Origin of the sequence: Aeromicrobium sp. 636 (assembly GCF_024433585.1) — a bacterium.
Lineage (GTDB): Bacteria > Actinomycetota > Actinomycetes > Propionibacteriales > Nocardioidaceae > Aeromicrobium > Aeromicrobium senzhongii.
Genome location: NZ_WNJU01000004.1, coordinates 385,398 through 399,876, shown reverse-complemented (window position 1 = coordinate 399,876; position 14,479 = coordinate 385,398). Strand labels below are relative to the sequence as shown.

The 14,479-nt window shown below is 70.5% G+C and carries 14 protein-coding genes and 1 tRNA gene; 4 read left to right on the top strand and 11 right to left on the bottom strand.

All coding sequences use genetic code 11. The features are described from left to right. The coding region (locus GL325_RS14815) for a right-handed parallel beta-helix repeat-containing protein (RefSeq protein ID WP_187770012.1) at positions 1 to 2,027 on the bottom strand (2,027 nt) is incomplete at its 3' end. A gap of 215 nt (positions 2,028 to 2,242) precedes the next feature. Between GL325_RS14815 and GL325_RS14810 the strand changes: the two genes are divergently transcribed. Beyond that, entirely contained in the window at positions 2,243 to 2,791 is a 549-nt protein-coding gene (locus GL325_RS14810) for an acyltransferase (RefSeq protein ID WP_255956232.1), read from the top strand. 24 nt (positions 2,792 to 2,815) lie between these two features. Here GL325_RS14810 and GL325_RS14805 read toward each other — a convergent pair whose 3' ends face one another. Continuing rightward, complete coding sequence (locus GL325_RS14805; RefSeq protein ID WP_187770011.1) at positions 2,816 to 4,183, bottom strand: polysaccharide biosynthesis tyrosine autokinase; 1,368 nt, start codon at positions 4,181 to 4,183, stop codon at positions 2,816 to 2,818. A gap of 132 nt (positions 4,184 to 4,315) precedes the next feature. On the opposite strand from GL325_RS14805, the gene GL325_RS14800 reads away from it, so the two are divergent. Beyond that, entirely contained in the window at positions 4,316 to 4,948 is a 633-nt protein-coding gene (locus tag GL325_RS14800; protein ID WP_187770010.1) for a hypothetical protein, read from the top strand. Between the two features lie 9 nt (positions 4,949 to 4,957). Here GL325_RS14800 and GL325_RS14795 read toward each other — a convergent pair whose 3' ends face one another. Next, complete coding sequence (locus tag GL325_RS14795) at positions 4,958 to 6,013, bottom strand: glycosyltransferase family 1 protein (protein ID WP_187770009.1); 1,056 nt, start codon at positions 6,011 to 6,013, stop codon at positions 4,958 to 4,960. Between the two features lie 179 nt (positions 6,014 to 6,192). Between GL325_RS14795 and GL325_RS14790 the strand changes: the two genes are divergently transcribed. Further along, entirely contained in the window at positions 6,193 to 6,891 is a 699-nt protein-coding gene (locus GL325_RS14790; RefSeq protein WP_187770008.1) for a hypothetical protein, read from the top strand. Here GL325_RS14790 and pth read toward each other — a convergent pair. From pth to GL325_RS14760, 6 genes are all read right to left on the bottom strand, one after another. Continuing rightward, the gene (gene pth, locus GL325_RS14785) at positions 6,881 to 7,447 is read right to left on the bottom strand and encodes an aminoacyl-tRNA hydrolase (protein ID WP_154595714.1); all 567 of its coding nucleotides are present in this window, start codon (positions 7,445 to 7,447) and stop codon (positions 6,881 to 6,883) included. The genes GL325_RS14790 and pth overlap by 11 nt on opposite strands. Beyond that, on the bottom strand, positions 7,447 to 8,082 hold the full coding sequence (locus GL325_RS14780; protein WP_187411749.1) for a 50S ribosomal protein L25/general stress protein Ctc: 636 nt from the start codon (positions 8,080 to 8,082) through the stop codon (positions 7,447 to 7,449). Before GL325_RS14780 ends, pth begins: the two co-directional genes overlap by 1 nt. Positions 8,083 to 8,243: 161 nt before the next feature. After that, a complete protein-coding gene (locus GL325_RS14775) occupies positions 8,244 to 8,612 on the bottom strand; it encodes a hypothetical protein (protein ID WP_187770007.1) in 369 nt (122 codons plus the stop codon). Positions 8,613 to 8,622: 10 nt separating this feature from the next. Then, on the bottom strand, positions 8,623 to 9,561 hold the full coding sequence (locus GL325_RS14770) for a ribose-phosphate diphosphokinase (RefSeq protein ID WP_154596306.1): 939 nt from the start codon (positions 9,559 to 9,561) through the stop codon (positions 8,623 to 8,625). A 22-nt stretch (positions 9,562 to 9,583) separates the two neighbouring features. Continuing rightward, a complete protein-coding gene (glmU, locus tag GL325_RS14765; protein ID WP_187770006.1) occupies positions 9,584 to 11,035 on the bottom strand; it encodes a bifunctional UDP-N-acetylglucosamine diphosphorylase/glucosamine-1-phosphate N-acetyltransferase GlmU in 1,452 nt (483 codons plus the stop codon). Between the two features lie 57 nt (positions 11,036 to 11,092). Continuing rightward, positions 11,093 to 11,171, bottom strand: a tRNA-Gln gene (locus GL325_RS14760). Between the two features lie 101 nt (positions 11,172 to 11,272). Between GL325_RS14760 and GL325_RS14755 the strand changes: the two genes are divergently transcribed. Then, on the top strand, positions 11,273 to 11,758 hold the full coding sequence (locus GL325_RS14755; protein ID WP_154595717.1) for a MarR family winged helix-turn-helix transcriptional regulator: 486 nt from the start codon (positions 11,273 to 11,275) through the stop codon (positions 11,756 to 11,758). Between the two features lie 15 nt (positions 11,759 to 11,773). Here GL325_RS14755 and GL325_RS14750 read toward each other — a convergent pair whose 3' ends face one another. Both GL325_RS14750 and GL325_RS14745 read right to left on the bottom strand, forming a co-directional pair. Continuing rightward, the gene (locus tag GL325_RS14750; protein WP_187770005.1) at positions 11,774 to 13,552 is read right to left on the bottom strand and encodes an ABC-F family ATP-binding cassette domain-containing protein; all 1,779 of its coding nucleotides are present in this window, start codon (positions 13,550 to 13,552) and stop codon (positions 11,774 to 11,776) included. After that, positions 13,552 to 14,466 (bottom strand): 4-(cytidine 5'-diphospho)-2-C-methyl-D-erythritol kinase, encoded by a 915-nt coding sequence (locus GL325_RS14745; RefSeq protein ID WP_255956234.1) that lies wholly within the window; start codon positions 14,464 to 14,466, stop codon positions 13,552 to 13,554. Before GL325_RS14745 ends, GL325_RS14750 begins: the two co-directional genes overlap by 1 nt. Between the last annotated feature and the right edge of the window lie 13 nt (positions 14,467 to 14,479).

Below are 14,479 nucleotides of genomic sequence, written 5' to 3'. Positions count from 1 at the left end.
GACCAGATGCCGGTGCCGCGGTTGCCGGTGACGTGGTTGTCGGCGATGACGACGTTGTCGCTGATCTCGGCCATGATGCCGGTGGTGTCGTTGTCGCGGACGGTGTTGGCGACCACGGTCGCGCCCTTGACCGACTCGTCGAGCCAGATGCCGCTGGAGTTGATGTTGTCCCGGACCAGGTTCGCGCTGACGGTCACGCCGGTGCTGCGGCCGATCTTGATGCCGCCGGCGACCGGGGCGCCGTTGAAGTGCTCGGAGTTGTTGCCCGAGACGATCGACTCGGTCAGGACCATGTCCTTGGCGCCGGCGTGGCCAAAGCCGAGCATGCCGTTGTCGGTGATCGTCAGGCGCCGGAACCGGTGCCGGTCGTTCCACCCATACAGACCCACGGTGGCGTTCTCGGTGATCACCATGTTCTCCAGGGCCAGGTCGTGGACCTCGGCGGTCACCGCACCCATCAGGTGCAGGGTGTTGGCGTAACGGCGCACCCCGATGCCCCGCACGATCGTGCCCTCGCCCTGGATCTGCAGCGCCCGCTGCAACACGCTCGCGCGGACCTGCTTGCTGGTCGGGTCCGACCCGACCACCAGCCGCTTGGCGGCGGTGTCGACGAAGAACGTGCCGGGCTTGACCGCCGCGGCCGACCCGACCTCGGCCAGGCGCTGCCCACCGATCCAGACCTGGTCGGGGTGACCGGCCATCGGGTACTTCGGATCGACGAACCAGTCGGACTGATCAGCAGCACTGTTGAACGACACCCGCGAATCCAGATTGTGGTTCCACCCCGACACGAACCACGACGAACCCGACTTCTGCCACCCCGTCACCGGCACCGTCCCGTCGAGCCAGACCGCCTCACCCGGATACGGCTGGATCGTCACCTTCTTGTTGAACGGCACCCGCACCGACTCGTGATACGACCCACCCCGCAACACCAACGTCGACCCCGACTTCACCTTCGCCAACGCCGCACCCAACGACCCGAACGGATCAGACTGCGACCCCGACCCACCCGAGGAACCCGACGCCGCAACAAACACCGCACCCACCGGCACCACATACGACGCCGAACCCACCGGCAACGAACCGACGTCCGACGACGCACCCGGCACGGGGGCGGGACCCGGAGTGGGCGCCACGGTCGGCGGCGCGGTGGTGGGAGTGGTCGTCGGCTTGGCCGTGGGTGCCGTCGTCGGCCTCGTCGTCGGGACGGGCGCCTGCGTGGGCGAGGGCTTCGTCGTGGGAGGCGGCACCGGCGCCGGCGCTGGCGCCACGGCCTCGCGGACGACGTAGTCGTCGAGCTGGACCGCCACCGCGGGAGTCGCCGACGACAGGTACACGCGGATACCGGGCGCCCCACTGCCCGTCAGTCGCGCCGAGGACGTGTCCACGCCCGTCAACTGCCATGCGGGCGGAGCCGCGGAGACGCGGTGGGCCCGACTCGACAAGGTGACCTTCGACGTGCCGTCGACCTTGAACTCCAGGCGCCACCGGTCGCCCGGAACGACTCCCGCCGCCACGACCTTGTCCGCGACGATCGCCTTCTCGCCGGACTTGTCCAGCCGGATCAGCGTCGTCGCGACCCGCTTGCCGCTCATGAACCGGAACTTCGCGGCGTAGGTGGCCGACGAAGATCCGCGGGCCTCCAGGTTGATCGCCAGACCGTTCCCGGAGGCCGACACCGCCGGCGCCACGACGTCCAGCGTGGACACGGAATCGCGGACGGACACCTGGTTCAGGTACTGACGCGTGGTGTGACCGGGCTCGGCGGCGATCTTGGCGGTGCCGCCGGCGACCTTGGCCAACCGGCCGTAGACCGACGTGTAGGACCCTCCGGCGTCCGCGCGCCCGAAGCCGGATGCGACGCTGCGGCTGAAGCCGTCACGCACGAGGACACCGTCCGGGGTCGAACCGACCTCGACGGCGGCGGCGACTCCGGCGACGAGCACACAACTGACGCCGACACTCAGCATCATCAGGGTCGTGCGCACCGGGCGCTCGGGGGACTTCTCAGGCGTCGATCGCATGGGCCACTTTCAGATCTCTCATGCGGTCCCGAGCGGCCGCGCCATACGCACTCGAACCCACATCAAAGCAGGTCGTGCTCATAGCATCAAACCATGGTGACGTAGGTCACACTCGCTTCTCGGCACCTGGGCGCCCGTTCCTCGAGTCGTCCCGGGGCCCACAGCCCTCGGCTTCCTTTCGGCCCGGGATCACGGCCCGAGGCTACGGTGTCCGCGTGAGAATCCGCCACCACGCCCATCCCCGCAGGTGGGGACGGCTCCTACGTCGCGTCCGCGTCCTGATCCGTGGCCTGCTCCGCGGCCATCCGAGCGTCGTGCTGCAGTCGGGAGTGCACCTGACCGGCCCCGGCGACTATGCGCTGGCCGCCCGCTCGGTGGTCCGCGAAGACGCCCGGGTCTGGGTCGGACCCGGCGCGCGCCTCGAGCTCGGGCCCGAGGCGAAGATCGGCATCCGCAACGTGATCAATGTCGAAACCTCGCTGACCATCGGCGCGGGGACCGAGCTCTCCTGGGACGTCCAGATCCTCGACACCGACTTCCACGACATCACCGACGGCGAGCACCGCACCCTGACCCGCACCCTGCCCGTGACGATCGGCGAGCACGTCATGATCGGCGCCCGGGCGATGATCCTCAAGGGCGTCACCATCGGGGACGGAGCGATCATCGGCGCCGGCTCCGTCGTGGTCCATGACGTCGAGCCGGGAACGATCGTGGCCGGGAACCCCGCCCGGAGCGTCGGCCGGACCACCGGCTGGTCCTGAGCAGGCCCTGCTGCCCGGTCCGCCTCAGCTCTGGTTGAACTCGCTGACGTCCTCGCCATAACGGCCGTATCGCCCGTAACGTCCGCCTCGGGCCCGCATCCGGGTCAGCACGACACCGAGGGTGTTCGTCTGGCCCGTCCGGAGGATCTCCAGCGCGCGCGACAGCTTCGCGGTGGAGACCCGGCCACGGCGGCACAGGAGCAGGACACCATCGGTGCTGTGACCGAGCCACACCGCGTCGGCCGCCACGAGCACCGGGGCCGAGTCCACCAGGACGAAGTCGTACGTCTTCTCCACCTCCTGGATCAGGGCGGCGAAGCGAGGACTGCTGAGCATCTGCGCAGGGTTGGGCGGCACCGGCCCGGCGGACAGGACGTCGACCCCCGGGAGCCACTGCTGGACCGCCTCGGTGACCGTGAACTGTCCGGACAGCACGTTCGAGACACCGACGGCGTCCTCCAAGCCGGTCAGCTTGCCCACCGACGGATTGCGCAGGTCGCAATCGACCAGCAGCACCTGCCGACCGGCACCGGCCAGCGACGCAGCGAGAGCGACGGCGACGGAGCTCTTCGACTCCTGGGGCGTCGCCGAGGTGACCACCAAGGACGCCAGCCCCGAGTCCATGTCGAGGAAGCTCAGGTTCGCGACCAGCCCCTGTACCGACTCGGCCTGAGGGCCTCGGCTGTCGTTCAGGACCGCCGAGAGGAAGGACACCTTGCGGCCGCTCTCGACGATCTCGCCGACGACCGGCAGATCCGTGACGGAGGAGACGTCCTCCGCGTCACGGACGCCCTCCCCCACGAAACGGCGTGCGAACGCGTAGATCGCACCCAGCAGGAGGCCGATGGCAGCGCCGAGCAACATCTCACGTCGCGTGTTCGGAGCGATCGGCACCTGCGGGAGCGTCGCCTCACCGATCGTGCTCAGGCGCAGGACGGGCTTCCCCGTCTTGTCCTTGGGCGACACCCTGGCGACCACCGATGAGAGGTTCCTCGTCAGCGACCGCGCGATGCGCTGGGCGTCATCGGGGTCGCCGGCGACCACCGCGAGGTCGATGACCACGGTGTTCAGCGGGGAGCTGACGTCGACCGACCGGGACAGCTGTCGCGCGGTGATGTCGAGGCCGAGCTCGTCGACGACCTTGGTGAGCACCGTGTCGGACCCGGCCAACAGGACGTAGGACGCCACGATGTTCTGCAGGTAGTTGGAGCTCTGGTTGATGTCCGAGGCGTTGCCACCGATGTCGGTCGTCAACAGCACGCTGGCGTTGGATCGGTAGGTCGGATCGGTGTTCGCCGCGTGGGCGTAGCCCACGATCGCGCCCAGGACCGTGCACAGCACGATCGCGATCGCGTGGCGCTGGATCGTCTTGACGTAGGCGTGCAGGGTCACGAGTCAACGCCTCCATCATCGAGGCGGGCCCGGCGCACGCGGCACCTACGGTCGATCACTGGCCCAGTGTAGGTACAAAGGGACCCCCCGGAACGGGGATCGCACCAACAAGGATCTGGGAGGATCGAAGACATGCCCGATCCGATGGTGCCCGACGTGTCGGCGGGTGACCGCTTCGTCGTGACCGTGGTGTGCACCGCCAACGTGTGCCGCTCTCCGGCGATGACGATGCTCCTGAGCGAGGGCCTGGCGCGCACCGCGAGCCGCGATCGCGTGCTCGTCCGGGACGCCGGGACACGGGTGCGCGCTGGCGAGCCCGGATGCGCCGAGATCGCCGACCGGGCGGGATGGGACCCAGCGCCGATGAGGGCGCACCGCGCCCGCCCGCTGACCAAGGAGCTCCTCGGTGTCTCCGACCTCATTCTCACGGTCTCGGCCTCCGAGCGCAGCGCCGTCGCCCAGCTCGATCCCGAAGCCCGTGCCCGGACGTTCACCGTGCTCGAGGCGATCCGGTTGGACGCCCTGTCGAGCGAGCTCGGCCTCGTCCCCGCGGGCCGACGAGTCACTGCCGAGTCCCGGATCTTCCGGCTGCCCGGTCGACTGCACGCCGGGCGCAGCCACACCCCCGCCAGCGGACGCTCGGTGGACGACGACATCCCCGACGCCCACACGTCGCGCGCGAAGCACGTCGACGTGGCGCGGCAGGTGGGCGAGGCCGCGGCCGAGTTGACGCGGTTGATCGCCCGGGCGGCCGTACGGCCATGACGGCCCCGGTCAGCCGATGGCCGCGGTCACCGCGGTCCGCGCCGCGTGGACGACATCGCGCCACGCGACGTCCCGCGGGACGACCTGCGGCTTGGGGCCCCGAACCGCCTCGGCGACGGCTGCCGCGATCGCGTCACGATCCGACGGCGGGACCAGCACGCCGGCGTCCGCGACCGTCTCGCGGAAGACCGGCAGGTCGCTGACGACCACCGGGCACCCGAAGTGCAGAGCCTCCAGGGGCGGAAAGCCGAAGCCCTCGTCCAGGGAGAGATAGACGAACAGCCGCGCACGACCGTAGAGCCATGCCAGTTGGGCGTCGGAGACCCCACCGAGGAACAGCACGCGGCCGTCGGCGATCGCCGCGGACACCGCGGGCGAGTGCTCTGCGGTACGACCTTCGGGCTCTCCGACGACGACCAGCGGGAACCGGGGCGAGAGCACGCCGGAGGCCAGGGTCCCCTCGATCGTCGCCGTGAGGTTCTTGCGGACGTTCAACCTTCCGACCGAGAGGATGAAGTCGTCGAGTCCTTCGACTGCCTCGGGCTCGGCGTCGGTCAGATCCGTCGACAGTCCCAGTCCGATCGGCTCGACCGTGGCCAGCGCGGGGTTGTGGCGCCGGATGCGCTCGGCCTCGTGGCGGCTGGACGTCAGGACGGCCCGGGCTCGCCGTGCCAGCACCGGCATCCCGGCGAAGTACGCCCGCTCGAGCGGCGTGAACCACTGCGGGTTGGACTGGAACAGCACGTCGTGGACGAACGTCACGGCCGGACCTGCCAGCGGCGTGTAGTTCTGGACGAGGATGACGTCGAAGGGTCCGTGTCGGCGCGCCAGCCGCGGCAGCTCCAGAGCGCACGAGACACCGTGGGGCCGCAACCGGGTCGCGACCACGCCGACGCCCTCACCCACCAGCGCTCGCGCGGCGGCCACGTCGTCGTGCGGGACGGCCACGACCACCTCGTCCTGGGGGAACTCCTCGACCCAGGATCCGAGGAACGACCGGACGACGACGCGTCCGGAGATGGGCCCTTTGCTCACGAGCCAGTGGCCGTCGAACAGCACTCTCACCGCTTGCCCACCTCCTGTCACACGTCGGTCGGTTCGTCCATGACGCTGCGGTCATCGTAGACGTGCGGAATGATGGCCATCTCAGCGACGCGCGGCGCCACGAAACGTCGCTGTCCGCGTCCCTTGGGGGGAGGCGGTCAGAATGGAACGACACACGAAGAGGATGGGTGAGGGGGAACATGCCGGAGTTCGACCGAGAGGCGCACGTGCTGCTCGTCTGCCGAGCCAACGTGTGCCGATCCGCGCTGGGTGAGTTCGTGGCGACCGAGCGGTTGGCTACCGCCGGGATCTCGGTCTCGAGCGCGGGCACCGACGCGGTCGCGGGCGAGAAGCTGTGCCACCACGTCGAGACCAGCATCTCCGGCACGGCCGGCGGTGCGGACTTCGCTGCAGGCCACCGCGCGACCCCGCTGAGGGAGGCGTGGCTGCACCGCGCCGACCTGATCCTCACGACCTCGCCCCGCGAGAGCTCGCTGGTGGCGCTGTCCCAGCCGACGCTGCGCAACCGGACCTTCACCCTGATCGAGGTCGAGCGCCTGCTCTCGCAGTTGCCCGCGACCGGTTCCTCGCCGGCGACCCTGGCCGAGCTCGTCCAGACGCTGCACCGCCGCCGCTGGCGGGCAGCGAACGAGAACTGGCCCGGCCACCACTGGACCCGCGAGCACCTCGACCGCCGTCGTCCCGCGACCGGCCTGGCGCTGCGCGACGCGCACGTCGGCAGCAGCACGAGCCACCCGCGGCTGATGCCGTTCACGCGTCGACTGGTCACGGACGTCTGCGACGAGATCGCCGCCCGCATGGGAACCCGGCCAGGCCCCGGCGGAGCCCCCCAGCCCGTGATCCGACCGGCACCGGAGCCGTCCGACGTCAGGAGTTGAAGGCGCTCTGCGTCTTGACCAGGCCGACCGAGATCAGGCTCTCGACCGCGTCGGCGGCCTCCTGGACGACGATGTCGGCCTCGGTGCGCTCGGGCTTGGCGAACGGCTTGAGCACGAAGTCGTGCACCGTCTGCTGTCCCGGCGGGCGGCCGATGCCGAAGCGCACGCGCAGGAAGTCGCCGGTCCCGATGGACTGGCGGATCGACTTCAGGCCGTTGTGGCCGTTGTCGCCGCCGCCGAGCTTGCAGCGCAACGAGCCCAGCGGCAGGTCCAGCTCGTCGTGGATGACGATGAGCTGCTCGGGCGCGACGTCGTAGTACTTGAGCAGGGCCGAGACGGCTCCCCCGCTCTCGTTCATGTAGGAGCGTGACCGTCCCAGGACGGCCCGCTGCCCCGAGAGCAGACCCGACACGACGTCGGCGCGGGCCGCCTTCAGAGACGAGAACCGGCCGCCCATACGGGCGGCCAGCTCATCGGTCACGTGATACCCGACGTTGTGCCGGGTGGCGGCATAGGACGGACCGGGGTTCCCCAGTCCGACGACCAACCAGGTCATCAGCCCTCGACGGACTCCGGCTCGGGCGTCTCGGACTCGTCGCGCTCGATGCCGGCGTCGGCCTCGGCACCCTCGAGCTCGGCGTCGACCTCGGCGGCCGTCGGCGCGTGCGTCAGGTTGAGGATCATGTAGTCGTCCTCGACGGCGAGCGCCGCACCCTCGGGCAGGTCGAGGTCGGAGGCCAGCACCTGCTCGCCCATCTGACGACCGGTGACCGAGACCTCGATCTCGGTGGGGATGTGGGTGGCCTCGACCTCGAGGGAGACGCTGGCGTTCTCGGTGACGACCAGGACGCCCGGCTCGGGATCGCCCACGACGTTGATCGCGATGTCGACGGTGACCTTCTCACCGCGGCGGACGATCAGCAGGTCGACGTGCTCGATGAAGCCCTTGAGCGGGTCGCGCTGGACGTCCTTCGGGATGGCCAGGTGCTTCTCGGAGTCCAGCTCGACGGCCAGCAGCGCGTTGGCGGTCTTCAGCGCCAGCATCGTCTCGTGGCCGGGCAGGGTCACGTGCACGGGATCGGTGCCGTGCCCGTAGAGGACGGCGGGAACCTTGTTCTCGCGGCGGATGCGGCGGGCGGCACCCTTGCCGAACTCGGTGCGCTGCTCGGCGGAAAGCTTGATCTCGGCCACGGGGAATTCTCCTTGGAAGGTCTGGGTCTGGTCTCGGCGCTCGACACAGCACTCCTGTGGAGCACCCTGTCGATCACGGTCCGCAAGGACCCTCGCCGAGGCAACCCCACAATTCTAGCCCACCGGCGTGGAAGACCTGAAATCGCCCGTGGGCGCTCCGGTCAGGCCCAGTTGCGCGTCAGCACGGCATGCGTGGCCAGGGCCAGCAGGGCCGCGACCAGGAGTCCCGAAAGCCCCAGCGAGGCGATGGTCAACGCACCGCTGAGCAGGACGAGCCCGGAGACGAACATGATGGCGAGGTCGACGGGGTCGCCGACACGCCCGTCCAGCCAGGAGACCACGAGCCGAGCCAGGAAGACGATGACGACGGCCGCGAAGCCCAGCGCGACGGCCAGCACGACCAGCGGCAGCAGCCCGTTCGCATCCAGACCGCCGCTCAGCAGCGCCAGCACCACCGTGCCGATCACCCCCACCACCGCGTAGGCCGCCGCGAGCTGGGCCATGGCCCGCAGCACGGAGCCGACGGTCACGGCAGGAACGTCATTCGCTGAACAGGCTCGTGACCGACCCGTCCTCGAACACCGCCGAGACGGCCTGTGCCAGCAGCGGCGCGATCGACAGGACGGTGAGCTTGTCGAAGCGCTGCGTCTCGTTGAGGGGCAGCGTGTTGGTGACGATGACCTCGGTCGCGACCGAGTTCTTGAGCAGCTCGACGGCCTTGCCCGAGAACACCGCGTGCGTGGCGGCGATGACGACCTCGGCGGCGCCACCGGCCTTCAGCGCCTCGGCGGCCTGGCAGATCGTGCCACCGGTGTCGATCAGGTCGTCGACCAGGATGCAGGTGCGGCCGGCCACGTCGCCGACGACGCGGTTGGCCTTCGTGACGTTCGCCTGCGTGACGTCGCGCGTCTTGTGGATGAACGCCAGCGGCGCGTTGTCGAACTGGCGCGCCCAGTGCTCGGCGACCTTGATGCGGCCCGCGTCGGGAGAGACGACCGCGAGCGGCTTCTTGCCGTAGTTCTTGCGGACCTGACGGGTCAGGATCGGCATGGCCAGCAGGTGGTCGACGGGGCCGTCGAAGAAGCCCTGGATCTGGGCGGTGTGCAGGTCGACCGTCATCAGCCGGTCGGCGCCGGCGGCCAGGAACAGGTCCGCCATCAGGCGGGCGCTGATCGGCTCGCGGCCCAGGTGCTTCTTGTCCTGGCGCGCGTAGCCGTAGAACGGCAGCACGACGGTGATGCGCTTGGCCGAGGCGCGCTTGAGCGCGTCGATCATGATCAGCTGCTCCATGATCGCCTCGTTGATCGGAGCGCTGTGGCTCTGGATCACGAAGGCGTCGCAGCCGCGGACCGACTCGTCGAAGCGGACGTAGATCTCGCCGTTGGCGAAGTCGTAGGCCGTCGTCGGCACGAGGTCGACCTCGAGCAGCTCGGCCACCTCACGGGCCAGCGTCGGATGGGCGCGCCCCGAGAACAACATGAGGTTGCTCGTGGGCGTGCGCTTACTGAGGCTCTTGTTCGTCGCCACCGCTGGTCTCCTGCGTGTTCTGGTCCGCTGCAACAGCGGAAGGCGTGCCCGGCCGCCGACTCGCGACCCACCCTTCGATTGTCCTCTGTCCGGCCGCCGGCACCGCCAGCGCCCCCGGCGGCACGTCCTCGCGCACGACCGCTCCGGCGCCGGTGTGGGCCCCGTCACCGAGCTCGACAGGGGCGACGAAGACGTTGTGGCACCCGGTCTTCACCTGGGCGCCGATCGTCGTCCGGTGCTTGCGGACGCCGTCGTAGTTTGCGGTGATCGCGCCCGCGCCGAGATTGGTGCCCTCCCCCACCTCGGCGTCGCCGATGTAGGACAGATGGGGCACCTTGGCGCCGGGGCCGATGTGGCTGTTCTTGATCTCGACGAAGGTGCCGACCTTGGCGCCGTCGTCGATGACCGCACCGGGTCGCAGGTAGGCGAACGGGCCGATCGTGGCGCCCGCGCCGATCGTCGAGTCCGAGCCGTGGGTGCGCTCGACGGTGGCGTCGTCACCGACCTCGATGTTGCGCAGCGTGGTGTCGGGGCCGATCGTCACTCCCTCGCCGACGGTCGTGGCGCCCAGCAACTGGGTGCCCGGCAGCAGGGTCGTGTCGCGGCCGATCGTCACGGCCGTGTCGATCCAGGTCGTCTCGGGGTCGACGATCGTGACGCCCTCGGCCAGCCACCGGTCGACGATCCGGGCGTTGAGCTCACGGCCCAGCCGGACCAGCTGACGGCGGTCGTTGACGCCCTCGGTCTGCCACACGTCCTCGAGCACGTGGGCACCCACGGGCAGTCCCTCGGCGACGGCCTGGCCAACGATGTCGGTGAGGTACAGCTCGCCCTGCGCGTTCTCGGTGCTGAGCGCCCGCACCGCACGGTCGAGGAAGGGTCCGTCGACGACGAGGATGCCGCTGTTGACCTCCCGCGTGGCGCGCTCGGCCTCGGTGGCGTCCTTGTGCTCGCGGATCGCGACGACCGAGCCGGCCTCGTCGCGCAGGATCCGCCCGTAGCCCGTCGGGTCCTGCGGCTCGGAGGTCAGGATCGTGACGGCGCGGCTCGCGGCGCGGTGCTCGTCCACGAGGCTGCGCAAGGTCTCGGCAGTCAACAGCGGCACGTCCGCGTAGGTGACCAGGTAGGTCTCGGCGCTCACGTCGAGGGCGTCGAGGGCGACGCGCACGGCGTCGCCGGTGCCGAGCTGCTGCGTCTGCACGGCGATCGTCGCCGACGGCTCCAGTTCGGCGACGGCGGCCTCCACCTGCTCGCGGTCGTGACCGACCACCGTGACGACCCGGTCGACCCCAGCGCCGCGAACGGCGTCGAGGGCGTGACCCAGCATCGGACGGCCGGCGATCTCATGGAGCACCTTGGCCCGGCGTGACTTCATGCGGGTCCCGGCGCCTGCCGCCAGGACGATCGCGATGACCTGCTCGCTCACATCACTCCTCGTGGCCGGCGGGGCCGGCTCGTTGCGATTCGCGGGGGACGCCGTCGGCTCCCCGGGTAGGAGTCGAACCTACGTCGCTAATCCTGATTCAAAGTCAGGCGGGCCCTGCCGACAGACCAACCGGGGACGGTCGTCTCAGGCTACCGGAGGCCCTGCCCGGAGAGGCCGAGACCGCAGGGAGCGCAACTATCTCTACGTCAAGATTCTTGATGGACTACCGTGAGGTCCATGGACGAGGTCGACGAGATCGTCGCGGCGTGGCGGGTCGAGCGACCCGACGCCGAGGTGACTCCCCTGGAGGTCTTCAGCCGGCTCACGCGCCTGGCCAAGCACCTCGAGCGACTGCGCAAGCAGGCCTTCGCGACGCACGAGCTCGACGTGTGGGAGTGGGACGTGCTGTCGGCGCTGCGGCGCTCGGGCGAGCCCTACGAGCTCTCCCCCGGCCAGCTCGTGGCCGCCACCATGGTCACCAGCGGGACCATGACCAACCGGGTCGACCGGCTCGTGGCCCGGGGACTCGTGCAGCGACGCCCGGCACCGTCGGACCGGCGCGGGGTGCTCGTCCGGCTGACCGCCGAGGGGCGGGCCCGTGTCGACGGTGCGCTCGACACCCTGCTGGCGCTCGAGAGCGCCATCCTCGAGGACCTTCCCGAGGCCGAGCGTGAGCACGTCGCCCAGGCGCTGCGCACGCTGACGGCGCACTTCAACGGCTGAGGGTCCGCGCCGGACTCAGCCCTCCAGAGCGGCGGAGACCTCGAGCCACGCCTCCTCGGCGCGCTCCAGCTCCTCGACCAGCGGGCGACGCTCGGCGTCCAGGGTCATGAGCCGGTCGGGCTCTGTCGAGGCCTCGACCATCGCCCGCTCCAGGTCGGAGATCTGGGCGGTCAGCCGCTCGATCTGACGCTCGAGCCGGACCACGTCCTTCTTGGCCTGTCGCTCGGCCTGCCCGCCCCGCTGGGTGGCGGCCGGCGGCTTCGCGGCGGCGGGCGCAGGGCCCGAGGGCTGGGCGTCGACCGGGCCCGCGGCGCGCAGCCGCAGGTACTCCTCCACGCCACCGGGCAGGTGCCGCAGGTGGGAGTCCAGGACGGCGAACTGGTGGTCCGTGACGCGCTCGAGCAGGTACCGGTCGTGCGACACGACCAGCAGCGTGCCCGGCCACGTGTCGAGGAGGTCCTCGATCGCCGCGAGCATGTCGGTGTCCATGTCGTTCGTCGGCTCGTCGAGGATCAGCACGTTCGGCTCGTCGAGCAGGATCAGCAGCAGCTGGAGGCGACGGCGCTGGCCGCCGGACAGGTCCTTGACGGGAGTCGTCAGCTGCGCCGACGTGAAGCCCAGTCGCTCGAGCAGCTGGCTCGGCGTCATCTCCTTGCCCTCGGCGACATAGGCGGTCCGTCGCCGGGCGACGACCTCGCTGACGCGGTCGTCGGCGACCGCGTCGAGATCGGCCAGGTCCTGCGTCAGCGCGGCGATCTTGACGGTCTTGCCGCGCTTGACCCGGCCGGACGTCGGAGCCACGGCGCCGGTCACCAGACCGAGCAGGGTGCTCTTGCCCGCGCCGTTGGCGCCCAGGATCCCGGCACGCTCCCCCGGCGCGATCCGCCACTCGACGTCGCGCAGCACGGGTCGTCCGTCGTACTCGACCGAGACGTCGAGCAGGTCGACGACGTCCTTGCCCAGGCGCGCCGTGGCCAGCTTGGCCAGCGACACGGAGTCGCGGACGGGCGGCTCACGCTCGATCAGCTCGTTGGCCGCGTCGATGCGGAACTTCGGCTTCGACGTGCGGGCCGGAGCACCGCGACGCAGCCAGGCCAGCTCCTTGCGCATGAGGTTCTGGCGACGCTCCTCCGAGGCGGCCGCCTGGCGGTCGCGCTCGACGCGTTGCAGCACGTAGGCGGCATAGCCGCCCTCGTAGGCGTCCACGCGGGCGTCGTGGACCTCCCACGTCAGCGTGCACACCTCGTCGAGGAACCACCGGTCGTGCGTGACGACCAGGAGCGCCTCGGTACGGCGCTTCACGTGCTCGGCCAGCCACGTCACGCCCTCGAGGTCGAGGTGGTTGGTGGGCTCGTCGAGCACGAGCAGGTCCCAGCGGCGCACCAGGGTGCGCGCCAGCGCCACGCGGCGGCGCTGCCCGCCGCTCAGCGTGGAGACGATCGCCTCGTGGTCGATGTCGCCCATGAGGCCGGACAGGACATCGCGGATCGCCGGGTCCGATGCCCATTCGTGCTGGAGCCGGTCGCCCACCACCGCGTGGATGGCGGTGTCGGTCGAGTCGAGGAGGTCGGTCTGCTCCACGACGCCCACCTGCAGGTCGCGACGCCAGGTGACGCGGCCGGAGTCCGGAGCGAACGTCTTCGACAGGATCCGCAGCAACGTGGACTTGCCGTCGCCGTTGCGGCCGACGACGCCGATCCGGTCGCCCTCGGCGACGCCGAGGGTGACGTCCTCGAGGACGGTTCCGGACGGGAAGGACTGGCCGATGCGCTCGGCGACGACGAGAGGAGGCATCAGACGAGTCGCGCCCCGGAGACGGGCCCGTGGGACTGGATGACGTCGGCCGCGTTCACCGCGCTGGTCAGCGCCATCGCCAGGTCGAGCGCGTGCTGCTCGGAGGCCGCCAGGAACACGGTCGTCGGGCCGGAGCCCGAGATGATCGCGCCCAACGCACCGGCCCGGAGCCCCACGTCGAGCGTGTCGGCCAACTCGGGCCGCAGCGACAGCGCGGCCTCGGTGAGGTCGTTGCTCAGGGCCAGTCCGAGCGCATGGGCGTCGCCGGCCCGCAGCGCGTTGAGCAGCGCGTCGGGCACCTCGGGCTCGGCGGGGGCGTCGGGCGCGAGCCGGTCGAACTCGGCGTAGACGGCCGCGGTCGAGAGGCCTTCGGCGGCCGTGGCGAACACCCAGTGGTAGCCGCCGCGGGCCAGGACAGGACTGACGGTCTCGCCCCGGCCGCCACCGATGGCGATGCCGCCGTGCAGCAGGAACGGGACGTCACTGCCGAGCTCGGCCGCGAAGGGCTCGAGGTCGAACTTGGACAGGCCGCCGCCCCAGAGCTCGTTGCAGCCCACCAGCGCGGCGGCGGCGTCGGCCGAACCCCCGGCCATGCCGCCGGCGACCGGGATGACCTTGCGGATCACGATGTCGGCGCCGAGGCTCTCGTCGCCCAACTGCTTGCGCAGCAGGCGCGCGGCCCGCACGGCGAGGTTGTCGTCGCTCTCGGGGACGACCGAGCCCTCGGGCAGGGCGACCTCGGTGTGCACCGCCACGGTGATCTCACCGTCGTCGCGGGCGGTGATCCGCAGCTCGTCGTGCAGGTCGACGGCCTGGTAGACCGTGGCCAACGGATGGAAGCCGTCCGGGCGCGGACGACCCACCCCCAGACACAGGTTGATCTTGGCCGGAACACGCACGGTCACCTTGGACACCACGGTCCCCAAC

Coding starts and splice junctions, on each gene's coding strand:
- GL325_RS14755 (WP_154595717.1), top strand. CDS start 11,273: ATGGACGAGGTCGACGAGATCGTCGCGGCGTGGCGGGTCGAGCGACCC.
- GL325_RS14750 (WP_187770005.1), bottom strand. CDS start 13,552: ATGCCTCCTCTCGTCGTCGCCGAGCGCATCGGCCAGTCCTTCCCGTCC.
- pth (WP_154595714.1), bottom strand. CDS start 7,447: ATGACCTGGTTGGTCGTCGGACTGGGGAACCCCGGTCCGTCCTATGCC.
- GL325_RS14800 (WP_187770010.1), top strand. CDS start 4,316: ATGCCCGATCCGATGGTGCCCGACGTGTCGGCGGGTGACCGCTTCGTC.
- GL325_RS14770 (WP_154596306.1), bottom strand. CDS start 9,561: ATGTTGTTCTCGGGGCGCGCCCATCCGACGCTGGCCCGTGAGGTGGCC.
- GL325_RS14790 (WP_187770008.1), top strand. CDS start 6,193: ATGCCGGAGTTCGACCGAGAGGCGCACGTGCTGCTCGTCTGCCGAGCC.